The following is a 12,215-nucleotide window of genomic DNA, read 5'->3' as shown; positions in this document are numbered from 1 at the left end:
CATAGCCATGATAACGATGACAGCTTCAGCTTTTAATTTTGGTCTGCTGATCGAGGCAGAAGATTTAGTTCCCTATTTGGGCCATGAAAAACTTCGTATTGTCGACCTCAGCCGGGCTTCTGTGTATGAGCAGTTGCATATTCCACATGCCCTGCATTTACAACCCAAGCTGCTGGTTCGTCAGGAAGAGCATACGATGGGGCTATTGCCGGATGTAGAAGGCTTGCAGGCCCTCATTGCTTATCTGAATATTTCGCCTGAGCATCATGTGGTGGCCTATGATGATGAGGGCGGGGCGTGGGCCGGGCGTTTACTCTGGAATCTGCATTGTCTGGGTTTTGAAAATACCAGTCTATTGAATGGCGGGATTCATGCCTGGCTAGGTGCAGGTTTGCCAACCTCGTCCGATCAGGAAATATTTAGCCCGGTGAGTCATTTAGTTCCTGTCAATCTCGAGCAAAAATCAGAGTTTCAGATTGACTATGATGAATTACACCAGCTCATTGAAAATGAACAAGTTCAACTGTGGGATTGCCGCACTGAAGATGAATATACTGGCCTGCGTCTGGCAGCGCGCCGCGGCGGTCATATTCCGGGAGCACGTCATTTTGAATGGAGTACTGCACTTAACCGGCAAAATCATTTAAAATTGCAGCCTTTACCACGTACTCAGCAGCGTCTGGAACAACTGGGCTTTGATTTGACTCAGCCGGTTGTGGTGTACTGCCAGTCCCATCATCGCTCAGGTTTGGCCTATATTCTGGGCCGTTTACTGGGCTGGAAAATTCGAGCCTATGATGGTGCGTGGAGTGAATGGGGCAATCGCCTCAATAGTCCAATCGCTACAGGGGAGGTGCCATCTTGAGCATCACATCACGTTTAAAACAACAGTTTTTTATTAAAGCTCAACGATTAGTACCGCAACATCGCCTGTCTCGTGTGGTCGGCAAAATTGCTGCCAGCGAAAACCCGATTATCAAAACGGCTGTAATTACTGCCTTTAAGGCACAGTACGGCATTGATATGTCGATTGCTGAACAGGCCAATGCCTTGAAATTCAAATCATTTAATGAATTCTTTACCCGTGCCCTGAAACAAGGGATTCGTGCAGTTGATCCAGATGCCAGCAGCATTGTTTCACCTGCGGATGGGGCGATTTCCCAGCTGGGTAAAATTGAAAATGGCGATGTGTTTCAGGCCAAAGGTCAAAAATTTACTGTAGAAGCGCTGATTGCTGACCCGCAACTGGCTGAACCCTTCAAAAATGGCGAGTTTGCGACAGTATATTTGTCACCACGTGATTATCACCGTGTGCATATGCCATTTGCAGGGACTTTGACTGAAACTTTGTATGTACCGGGCGAGCTGTTCTCGGTCAATCAGGTCACAGCAGAAAACATTCCGGGTCTGTTTGCCCGCAATGAACGCATGGTCTGCCTGTTTGATACTGAAATTGGCCGTATGGCCGTGGTCTTGGTTGGTGCAATGATTGTCGCTGGTATTGAAACGGTGGCTACTGGCAAGGTTAAACCTTCTGGTCGGATCGAGTTAAACCAGCATGATCTGTTCCTGGAAAAAGGTGCGGAACTGGGCCGGTTCTACCTCGGTTCAACTGCAGTGATTTTATTTGAAGAAAATAAAATGCAGTGGGATGCCGCTTTCAAGGCCAATTCTTTGGTGAATATGGGTGAAGCATTGGGGCATACGGTTTAAAGATTTTAGCCTCTTGTATCCTCCCCCTTTTTCAAAGGGGGATCGAGGGGGATTAATCCTGAATGATATAAATCCTCCCTTGCGGAGCAATGCTCTTCACCCTTTTCCAAAGGGGGAAGGATACAAAAAAAGCGCCATCAGGCGCTTTTTTTATTTAAATCTTTAGCGCTTCACCACAATCGAATCAATGCCACTGTGTTGCAAGGTCTGCTGGGCAATCAGTGCCGCATCAGCCGAGTCATAAGGGCCTGAGACCACGCGATACCAGACTTTGCCATTTTCTACGCTTCTGACCACATCAGCAGACAGGCCATTCAGAATAATTTCCGCACGGCGGGCATCGGCCTGATCCGGATCATCAAAGCTGCGTACTTGTAGAATATAGCTGACCGGAGCTGTAACCGGTGCTTCGCTGACTTCCAAGCCAGGTTCGGTGCTTGCTGCAGCTTCAGGAACTTCAGGTCGAGGTGCTTCTACAATCACCACAGTATCCTGTCTTTTAGCTTCAGGTACCGCCTGTTCAGGAATCGGAGTTACTTGTTGTTGTGGCAACAAATCGTAAAAACGGTAATCCTTATTGGTGTCTTCTTCCTGGACAGATGCTGCAGTCGTTTGAGTTTTAGGCTTAACCGGTTCCCATGGCTTCCACAACATCAGTGCCATTAAAAAACTCAACACGATTAAAATGATCACGAGTGTGCCGAGCCAGGTCGGAATCAGTGGCTTTTTAGGCTTATTCGGTCTTTCAGATACACCGCGTTGCGTTTTTCCAAACACTTGGGATTTCCTCTATATCGGGTTGCCTCATAGAAAAGGCATAACAGTGGTTATGCCTGACTATTATTTCATCCTATGTGATTAAGATCCAAATGTCATTATTTAGATCAAACTGCACACCAGATTTATACTTGAACTATTTTTTCAAATAGCTGGCAGAATCTAGCCAGGTATTTTCTGAACAGCTAAAACAACAGTTTTCGTTGTGGCTTCGAGTAGAGCTTTTGTCTTGCGAGCATGCAAAACAATCTATACATGCTTACTCAAGCGAAGCTTTCGCCTTGCGAGCATGCAAAGCGGTGCTTTGCTTACATGCTCTCAGGCGCAGACACACCTAAAAGTTCTAAGCCATTACGCAATACCTGACGTACGTTCACTGATAACAGTAAACGCGCCTGAGTCAGTTCAGCATCATCACCGAGTACTTTATTGTCGTTGTACCAGCCGTGGAACAAGGCTGCCAGCTCTTTCAGGTAGTTGCCGATTTGATGTGGCTCATGGCTGTTTGCAGCACGCACCAGAATTTCTGGATAGGCAGCCAGTTTAGCCAGAACTTCAGTTTCAGCATCCAGCTCGAGTCGGGCCGCCAGAGTACGCGCTGCCGCAGCGTCAAAATTCACGCCTGTAGAGGCCGCTTTTTCTAACATACGGCAGATTCGGGCATGCGCATACTGGATGTAATATACAGCGTTGTCTTTGCTTTGCGACACCGCTAAGTCTAGATCGAAATCGATGTGTTGTTCAGATTTACGCATCACATAGTAGAAACGTGCAGCATCGTTGCCGACTTCTTTACGCAGATCACGCAAGGTCACGAACTGACCTGAACGAGATGACATTTGTACCATCTCGCCACCGCGCCACAGGCTGACAAACTGAACCAGAAGCACTGTTAATTTCTTCGAGTCATAGCCCATCGCATCAATCGCTGCTTTTACACGTGCGATATAACCGTGGTGGTCTGAACCCCAGATATCAATAATATCGGTATAGCCACGTTGTAATTTATTCAGGTGATAGGCAATGTCAGAGGCAAAGTAGGTAGTCTGGCCGTTACGGCGTTTCACCACACGGTCTTTTTCATCACCAAATTCAGTCGACTTGAACCAGATATTGCCATCTTTTTCGTACAGGAAACCGCGCTGATCTAGGGTCTGTAAGGCTTCTTCAATTTTTTCGGTTAATGATTCTTCGCTGAACCATTGATTGAAAGTGACACCAAACTCGCCCAGGTCATCTTTAATATCGTCCAGAATCGCTTTGAGTGCTGCCTGTAGGAAGACACGATAGCCTGTACCAATCAAGGCCTGAGAATTAAAGATCAAACCATCAATGTGCTTTTCTTTGTCGCCAGACACCACCACTTTGTTGCCATCTGCATCCAGTTCAGCAGCGAATTGCACATCTTCCGGTACATCTTTATACACATCCGCAACCGGGCGGACATAAGCATCGCCATCCTGGTCAATAATGCTTTGCGCGATTTCTTTGACATAGTCGCCTTGGTAAGCATTTTTCGGGAAGACCAGTTCCTGACCATTTAACTCTAAATAACGCAGGTAAGTTGAAGTGGCCAAAATGTCCATTTGACGGCCAGCATCATTGACATAGTATTCGCGATCTACTTTGGCACCAGTCGCCTCTAAAAGATTGGCAACGGTCATGCCATACGCGGCACCACGACCATGACCCACGTGCAGGCTAGAGGTCGGATTGGCAGAGACAAATTCAACCTGAATGCGTTTGTCCGCATTGACCTGGGTGCGACCATAAGCATCTTGCTGTGCTTGAATTTGATCGAGTACCACAAAGCGCTGGTCTGCATTGAGGAAGAAGTTAATAAAACCAGGACCTGCGATTTCCGCTTTGCTGATATCTGCCACTTCAGGAAGAACAGCAAGCATTTTTTCTGCTAAATCACGCGGCTTCATACCCGCAGCTTTAGAGGCAATCATCGCGATATTTGAGGCGAAATCACCGTGTGTTCGGTCTTTGGTACGCGTCAAACTACTGCTGTTTTTCCAGTCAGATGGGAGGACACCTTCAGCTTGAAGGGATTGCACTGCATGTTCTAGAGCTGCTTGGATTGCCGTGTTCATAATCAGTCGAAAATAAATGTCGCAGAAAAACAGCAAATATAGCAAATTTCATGCTCTTTAGGTAAAAGCATTTCTAGGGAATAAAAATTATACGATCACTCCACAGATTTTTTACAATCTGGTCTTTGGGAGAATGTGATCAATCGGGTGAAAATAACATCAATTTTAATAAAAATGCACCTTCAGAAGTATAAAATTTGGCTTATATTAGTGATCTTAAAATATAGAAAAAGAGCAGTCCGTGGATTCGCAACAACATCCGACCATTATTGGCAATATTCCTAAACTTCCGGCGAAATGGGCACTGATTATTGTGCCGTTTATCTTGTCTGGTCTGATGAGTGGCATCATTTCCATGATCAATATGCTGCGCAATTTAGGCTGGATTGATGGATTTATGGCACTCTGGTTTCATAACTGGATGATTTCCTGGGCGATTGCTTTTCCGATTGTGGTGACCTTATTGCCGTTCGTGCGCAAATTCACTGGGCTATTGGTCGATATGTCCGGATCTCAGCCACCCAAATGATCATTTTTTAAATTTGATCTGGCTAGAGTCAATTCTTGGGCATTTTAAAAGTCGGGCTCTATGGGGCGAATAGTGTCATCTTTAAATTAAATGCTCTACCGCCGCCCGGATGATCCCGAGCACCAGACCGATACAGGCACCCACCACGACCCCATTGACCCGGATCATATGCAGGTCGCCGCCAACTTCATTTTCAATCTTGTCAATCATCTCGCTCGAATCCCATTCGTGAATGCGCTCGCTAATGAAACGAATCACTTTTTCACTGTACTGATCACTCAGATCCACCGCGATCCCGCTAAGACGTTTATTCAGCAGCTCACGTACCGAAGCATTCGAGATAATATTTTCTCCGACCTGCTGAATCGCAATTCTGAGATTCTCGGCAATACCGGAATCCGGTTTTTGCAAATCCTCTTTAATGGCATCACATAAAATCACCACGGCACCACTGATAAAATTCAGCACCTGCGGGCTATCGAGCAAGGCATCCTTGGTTTCATTCAGACGCTGGCTGGCTTCACTGTGGTTGTCGGCCAGTTGCAACATCCAGTGATGTCCAGTTTCCTCAATTTTAAGCCGCCAAGGATGATCCGGGTCGGCCAGCATCGCTTCAACCCTCTGAATGACAGAATCAATACTGCGTTGCTGTACATCAATTCCAATCCAGCTCGCGCCTTTGGCCAGTTTCCAGACTCCCATTTCCTTGAACAGGTTGCGGGTCAGTTCCCGGGTTTCTTCAGGATGTGAGCTCATCCAGGCATGTACCACGTCTAGGCCGCGTTGCAGTACATCCTGATGAAAATCATTTTCGAGTACGGCGCGCAGCATCTCGCTGGCCAGGGTATTGATCTGGGTGTTCTTGACCCATTGCACGCTATTATTCTGGATAAATCCGGCAATCTGTTCCTGCCCGACAAATTCGAAAACTTTAGGCACGGTTTGCTGGATCACCTGGGTGACCTGGGCATTATTCTGCGGATTCGCCAGCCAGCACCCCGCGGCCAGACTCAGGTCGGTACTGGCCAGACTGCGCTGTACAATTTGCGGAGAGAGAAAATTTTCCTGCACAAAACGGCCCATTGACTCTGCAATACGGGCCTTGTTGCGGGGAATGATTTCGGTATGGTCACGTAAAAATTTCGGGATCGGCAAGCGGCCAAAAGGATTACGGAACAGTACGGTAATCGCATACCAGTCAGCCAGACCACCGACCACACCGGCTTCTGCAGAGAGCATCAGGATATGAATCAGCCAGACATATTCGGGCAGCAGCTTGGCAGCAAGCATGAGTGCCAACCAGATCAGTACCGCGACCACTAGCGCGATGGTCGCAAAACGTTTACTGCGTTGTAAGCTCGGTGAGATAGGCTCTGTCTGCATAGATCATCCTGTCAAGAGGGATTGGCCGGTTGCGGTTGCAGCACTGCGCCGGATGGACTTAGACCATATTTAGCCCCAAGTGACTGTAAAATCAAGCGCGCATCAAAAGCATCACTAGGTGCCTGACCAGCTTTGAAGCATTCAATGGTATAGGCCACCTGAGCAGGATCCAGGGTGACAGTATAAGGACGGTCATAGAACGGGTCTGGCCAGAACCCCGGATAGCGACGGTAATAACCATATGGATAATAGCTCGGTGCCGGATAGACGATCGCCTGACGTGGCGGTTGCTGGGTACGATTACTTGGATCATTCAGCACTCTAAAGAACTGAAAGCCATTTTGCACAGTGGTCTGCGCGGCTTTGAGCAGGGTAATTTCCTCAGCCGTGCCAAAGCTCATATTGGGCCGGGCCTGAAACCCAATCCGATAGGTGTTGCTGTTGAGGGGCGTGGTACTGTAGCGGCCCAACTGATCAAAGCTTAAAGGCTTTGAGGGTGTCGTTGCACAGCCACTCAGACCCAGTACCGCAATGAGAGCCAGCCCGCAGAGGGTATATTTCATGTTCGATCTCCTGATGCAATGATCCAGTCCAGATAGCGGAGCTTAAAAACTCTTAAAAACTACTGTCTGGCTGGGTCAGGAAAGTTAATTCTTCCGCTGTCGATTCCCGGCCTAAAAGCTGGTTTCGATGCGGATAACGTCCGAAACGGTCAATAATCACTTTATGTCTTAGCTCATAGTCCAACACAGTTGGATTATCCAGCGCTTCAAACAGTTGCAATGCCACTTCATGGATACGTGCTGACTCACTGTGCATAAAGGGCATGTATAAAAAACGGCGGTAGACTGGATCAAGCGCTTGATCGAGTTTTAGCTGGATCATTTCCTGCGCCAGGACCAAAGCCATACCATCTTGAGCAAAAGCACGTGGATCATTGCGATATAAATTACGGGATAACTGATCCAGGATAATGATTTCGGCCACCCGGCCTGCTGGCGCTTCTCGCCAGGTCCATAATTCGCCTTGTGCAGCCTGCCGATGCAAGACGCTAAACTTTTCAGCCAGTAAGGCATCAAAGGCTGCGCTTTTAACAAACCAGTTCGGTTCTGCGGCCGGGGAAAACCAGAAGTCTAAAAAATCTTGATAATTCATATGCTTTATTGTTTGCCTCTGCTCATTTAATTATAAAATCACAAATTTCACATGTCTTATAGGGGAAGTTTGTGTTAAAAAATTGCCAAATTAAAAATCAATAGTTTGCCTGAAAACTAGACAGCCTATCATGTGCCGGCCAGAAATCACGTTATACTGATTAAACTGATGATTTTAATTTAATAGTTTAGCCCCTTTAAGCGAGATTGTAATGAGTCAACCTGAACCGACTTCCCCAAATGTGTTACCGACCTGGGTAGAGTCGTCACTCATCAAAGGCATGCTGCGTGGTATTGAGCGTGAAAGCTTACGTATGCAGAGTGATGGTTTCCTGTCACAGGCAGGGCATCCGCGTGCCTTGGGTTCAGCCTTGACTCATCCACATATCACCACAGACTATTCTGAAGCCTTAATGGAGTTCATTACGCCGCCGCAGGACACGATCAAAAAAGCCTTGGACTATCTCACTGATATTCACGCGATTGTGCATCGTCATCTGGAAAATGAGGAAAAACTCTGGCCGATGTCGATGCCCTGCATGCTGGATAGCCGCGATGAAAGTATTCCGTTGGCGCAGTATGGCAGCTCGAATATCGGCTTATTTAAAACCTTGTATCGTCATGGCTTGGGGGTGCGTTATGGTCGCCGTATGCAGACGATTTCAGGGGTGCATTATAACCTGTCTTTCCCGGATCATCTGTTCGAAGCCTTACAGCAGCAGGAGCAGGATGAAGCACTCAAGGACTTAAGCCTGCAGGATTATCGCAGTCACCGCTATATGGGGCTGATCCGTAACTTTATTCGTCTGACCCCACTGGTGATGTTCCTGGTCGGTGCCAGTCCGGCAGTCTGCCAGTGCTTTATGACCGGTCGTGATCATCATCTATTGCCCTTGGTAAAAGGCACCCTGTATACCCCTTATGCGACAGCATTGCGTATGGGACGATTTGGCTACCAGAACTCAGCCCAGAAACAGCTCGGCATTCACTATAATAACTTGCAAGACTATCTAGAAGGACTGCAAAAAGCAGTCAAAACGCCGTATAAACCCTTTAGTCGTCTTGGACTGAATGCAGCAGATGGCCAGCCGACTCAGATCAATGATCATGTGCTGCAAATCGAAAATGAATATTATAGTCTGGTACGTCCGAAGCAGGTGCCACAAGAGGGTGAAACCCCATCTCAAGCCCTGGAAAATCGCGGGATTGCCTATGTCGAGCTGCGGGCAGTCGATGTCAATCCATATAGCCCGATTGGCATCAATGAAGACACCGCCGGCTTCCTGGAAGTGGTGGCCTTGTATTGTTTATTGCAGGACAGTCCAGCACTTTTCGGTGAGGAGCAGGAGATCATTGAGCAGAATCAGACCGAAGTGGTAAATCGTGGCCGTGCGCCGAATGCTGCAATTCTGGCAGATGGTCAATGCTATCCGATTGAAGACTGGTGTGCCATACATCTGCAACGCATGCAGCCTCTGGCCGAGCTGCTCAATCAGACCTATGCAACCGACCTGTATAGCAATGCCATGAAGATGATGCAGATCCGGGTCGATGAAGTTGATGCAACTTTATCTGCCCTGGTGGTGGGCGATACACGCACTCAAGGCAGTATGTGGCACTTTGGCCAGCATCTGGCTCAGCAACATAGCAGTGTTTATGAAGCACACCAGCTTAGCCCGGAAACACTGGCTTATTTTGAAGAAATGTCACAAAAGTCATTGCAGCAACAACAGCAACTCGAGCAAGATAGCAGCGTCAGTTTTGCTGATTATTTAGCTCAATATCGATAAAAAGTAAGAGGATTCACCATGCAATGGGGTTATCGCTTCGTGAGTGGTATGTTATTTTTGGCTGCTGTCATTGGAATGGCATTTGCTTTATATCTTGAGTATGTACAGGGCCTGGCGCCTTGTCCACTCTGTGTGTTTCAGCGTGTGGGATTAATTGGACTGGGGATCATCTCACTCATCGCATGTCTGCATAACCCTAAATCCAATATCATGAAGCGGCTCTATGCCTTGCTAGGTTCGCTGAGTATTTTATGGTCTGTGGGCGTTGCTGCCCGGCATGTCTGGTTACAGAATCTGCCACCGGATCAGGTGCCGAGCTGTGGTCCTGGCCTGGAATACTGGCTGGAAACCTTGCCAATGCAGTCGGTATTGCAACAGGTACTCAATGGTTCTGGCGAGTGTGCCACCATTGACTGGACTTTCTTGGGGCAATCTTTGCCGGTCTGGTCTCTGATCTTCTTTAGTATTTTATTGCTGGTCAGTCTATGGCAACTGCTGCGCAAATATAAAACTGCACCGGTTAAACGGCTCAGAGATAAATATTAATAAGTTCGCATTAACAAGCCCTCAATTGAGGGCTTGTTAATGCGCTGAAAGTTAAGTCAGGGCAATACCTTCCAGACTTTCCAGATCAATTGTATATTCACGAATTTGATCAAAGGCTTCATCTTCTACACTTGGATAGAACCAGCGTGCCACCTGTTCGGCGACCAGCGGATGATATTGAATCTCGAAATGGTTCAAGCCATAGAAAATAGCCTTGTGGGCATCCGGAACTTTGAGCTGGAAACGCGGATTGGGATGCTCGCCCAAAGCGCTTTTGATACTGACCAGATAGTCGCCAATCACGTGCAGGGTCTTGTTTTTGCGGTTTTCAAATTCGATCGTACCCGCAACCAGATAGGTGTCGATATGCGACGGGATCGGGGCAGGTTTACGGTTGTCATCCATAAAGCCGATCCGAAGCGCATTATGCTCCCAGTCATCATCACGGACGCTGCCATGGCGTAAATCCAGAATCCCATTACTGCGAATATTGACCAGATGACCAATCAGCCGGATCAGCGGGAAATGTCCAAGTTTGTCCTGCAAGCTAAACCCAAAACGTTCCAGTACAGCACCATGATGTGGTGAGCCGAGACAGACCAGATTCTCCACCATATTGATCCAGCCATACATATTCTGCTTGCCATAAAACAGCGCACTACGAGAGACTAGACCCCCCATGCTATGCCCGATCAGGTCAATACTGGTAATTCTCGGATTGCGAGCGACCAGATCCTGCAAGGTATTGGCCAGACTGCGGCCATTGGCTGAAATTCGCCGACCGGTATTGTAATTCAGATACAGCATGGTATTGCGGTCGCGCTGGGCCAGTAATTTTTCTCCAATCCCTTCATATTTGCGATTTGACCAGTCTAAATGGTTCATGCATAAGCCATGTACAAACAGGGTAATCCGTCCGCTCAGCTCACCATTTTGCAATGAGCCATAATGATCATAGATCACCATGGGCAAGGCCAAAGGGTTTTGATATTTCAGCAGATAATCCCCAATAATGCCATTTAAGGCACTGACCAGAAAATGCAAGGAAGGCGTCAGCGGCTTATTATGCAGTTTGGGAAAACGTTCAATAATCTGGCGTAGACCGGGTGCAATCAGGGTATTGCCATAATGAAACAGCATGTCATAGGACATTTGATAGAGCCGGGCAATCGACGGAATATTCTGAATTTTTTGTGAATTATTCTCACTTAAACCAAAAATACTCATTAAAATTTCACGCTGAATACTCTTGATCAGTTCCTGAATAACGTCGTTAAAGCGCGTCGTCACCAGCTGCGCCAGACCTTCCAGTACATCGGCCTGACTCGGTGGGGTTCGGTCCCAGCGACAATAGGTTTCATGTAACGGTGTCAAACTTGGCATCTGATGCTGTCCTTTCAATGAGCCGCATGATTTGTCATCTTTCTTTTTAAAGAACTTCGCGGTATAAATTCTTTTTCTTGTCGAGTTTCCAGATATTGAGGCCTTCATTCTAAAATAGCGAGAATTACAGAATACTTCTGGCTTTTTTGTCAGACAATTTAAGTAATTAACGGGTCTGATATTGTAGTGTACTTCACATTTTTTAAATTAAATTTTGATGATGAATGGGTTTTTTGTTGGTAGTTCATGAATATTATTTATTTGCATGGCTTTAAAAGTAATGCCTACTCGATCAAGGGGACATTGCTGCAACACTACTGTGCAAAATACCCCGGGGTTCAGGTGCATTTGCCTGATTTAAATATGTCGCCACTGGCTGCGATTCAGCAGCTTTCCGAGCAGATTCAGTCAATGCAAGATGTGGCGCTGGTGGGCAGCAGTCTTGGCGGATTCTATGCGACATATCTGGTCGCACAGCATGCTGTGCCTGCTGTACTGATTAATCCGGCAATGCGACCATGGCAACTGTTTCGTGAACTGTTTGACGAGCAACTGCCTTTGCAGGTGCATCCGAACTGGTGTCTGGATGATGCAGATCTGCTGCAACTGCAACAATTGGCCCTGCCAGTTGCACAAGATGCAGACAAAATGCTGGTTCTGCTGCAACAAGGCGATGAAGTTTTGGATTATCGTGAAGCACATCGTTATTATAGTGCTGCGCGTCCCCCTGCAATGCTGATGACCGAAGCAAATGGCAGTCACGGGATGGATGATTTTGCGGAGAAAATTCCGCTGCTCTTACAGTTTTTGTTGGACTGCATAAAAAAGGAAACCGAATAAC

At 47.2% G+C, this 12,215-nt stretch carries 12 protein-coding genes; 6 read left to right on the top strand and 6 right to left on the bottom strand.

Annotation, left to right across the window (positions count from 1 at the left end):
- The first annotated feature begins 16 nt into the window (after positions 1–16).
- Both FTV30_RS03655 and asd read left to right on the top strand, forming a co-directional pair.
- The gene (locus FTV30_RS03655) at positions 17–865 is read left to right on the top strand and encodes a sulfurtransferase (protein ID WP_180001038.1); all 849 of its coding nucleotides are present in this window, start codon (positions 17–19) and stop codon (positions 863–865) included.
- Complete coding sequence (asd, locus tag FTV30_RS03650; protein WP_180001037.1) at positions 862–1,713, top strand: archaetidylserine decarboxylase; 852 nt, start codon at positions 862–864, stop codon at positions 1,711–1,713. The genes FTV30_RS03655 and asd overlap by 4 nt, the downstream gene beginning before the upstream one ends.
- Before the next feature lie 162 nt (positions 1,714–1,875).
- Here asd and FTV30_RS03645 read toward each other — a convergent pair whose 3' ends face one another.
- Both FTV30_RS03645 and argS read right to left on the bottom strand, forming a co-directional pair.
- Positions 1,876–2,490 carry an SPOR domain-containing protein gene (locus tag FTV30_RS03645; RefSeq protein WP_074383835.1) on the bottom strand — a complete coding sequence of 205 codons (615 nt, stop codon included), beginning with the start codon at positions 2,488–2,490 and terminating at the stop codon, positions 1,876–1,878.
- Between the two features lie 308 nt (positions 2,491–2,798).
- Positions 2,799–4,589, bottom strand: coding sequence for an arginine--tRNA ligase (argS, locus tag FTV30_RS03640; protein WP_180001036.1), 1,791 nt, complete (start codon positions 4,587–4,589; stop codon positions 2,799–2,801).
- A 241-nt stretch (positions 4,590–4,830) separates the two neighbouring features.
- Between argS and FTV30_RS03635 the strand changes: the two genes are divergently transcribed.
- Positions 4,831–5,118 (top strand): DUF2798 domain-containing protein, encoded by a 288-nt coding sequence (locus FTV30_RS03635; RefSeq protein WP_180001035.1) that lies wholly within the window; start codon positions 4,831–4,833, stop codon positions 5,116–5,118.
- A gap of 81 nt (positions 5,119–5,199) precedes the next feature.
- On the opposite strand, the gene FTV30_RS03630 is transcribed toward FTV30_RS03635, so the two are convergent.
- From FTV30_RS03630 to FTV30_RS03620, 3 genes are read right to left on the bottom strand one after another with little or no spacing between them, the layout of a single operon-like run.
- Positions 5,200–6,501 (bottom strand): DUF445 domain-containing protein, encoded by a 1,302-nt coding sequence (locus FTV30_RS03630; protein WP_180001034.1) that lies wholly within the window; start codon positions 6,499–6,501, stop codon positions 5,200–5,202.
- Between the two features lie 11 nt (positions 6,502–6,512).
- Entirely contained in the window at positions 6,513–7,064 is a 552-nt protein-coding gene (locus tag FTV30_RS03625) for a hypothetical protein (protein ID WP_180001033.1), read from the bottom strand.
- 52 nt (positions 7,065–7,116) lie between these two features.
- Entirely contained in the window at positions 7,117–7,656 is a 540-nt protein-coding gene (locus FTV30_RS03620) for a DUF924 family protein (RefSeq protein WP_180001032.1), read from the bottom strand.
- Between the two features lie 211 nt (positions 7,657–7,867).
- Here FTV30_RS03620 and gshA point away from each other — a divergent pair, with 211 nt between their 5' ends.
- On the top strand, positions 7,868–9,445 hold the full coding sequence (gene gshA, locus FTV30_RS03615) for a glutamate--cysteine ligase (RefSeq protein ID WP_180001031.1): 1,578 nt from the start codon (positions 7,868–7,870) through the stop codon (positions 9,443–9,445).
- Positions 9,446–9,463: 18 nt separating this feature from the next.
- The gene (locus FTV30_RS03610; RefSeq protein ID WP_180001030.1) at positions 9,464–9,991 is read left to right on the top strand and encodes a disulfide bond formation protein B; all 528 of its coding nucleotides are present in this window, start codon (positions 9,464–9,466) and stop codon (positions 9,989–9,991) included.
- Positions 9,992–10,042: 51 nt separating this feature from the next.
- Here FTV30_RS03610 and FTV30_RS03605 read toward each other — a convergent pair whose 3' ends face one another.
- Complete coding sequence (locus FTV30_RS03605) at positions 10,043–11,374, bottom strand: hypothetical protein (protein WP_005173301.1); 1,332 nt, start codon at positions 11,372–11,374, stop codon at positions 10,043–10,045.
- Positions 11,375–11,620: 246 nt separating this feature from the next.
- Here FTV30_RS03605 and FTV30_RS03600 point away from each other — a divergent pair, with 246 nt between their 5' ends.
- Entirely contained in the window at positions 11,621–12,214 is a 594-nt protein-coding gene (locus tag FTV30_RS03600) for a YqiA/YcfP family alpha/beta fold hydrolase (protein WP_180001029.1), read from the top strand.
- Position 12,215 lies beyond the last annotated feature (1 nt).

The sequence above is a fragment of the Acinetobacter sp. YH12255 genome, assembly GCF_013417355.1.
In the GTDB taxonomy this organism is placed as follows: Bacteria; Pseudomonadota; Gammaproteobacteria; order Pseudomonadales; family Moraxellaceae; genus Acinetobacter; species Acinetobacter pseudolwoffii.
The sequence above is the reverse complement of the archived record's forward strand: the minus strand, read 5'-3'. Positions and strand labels throughout refer to the sequence as shown.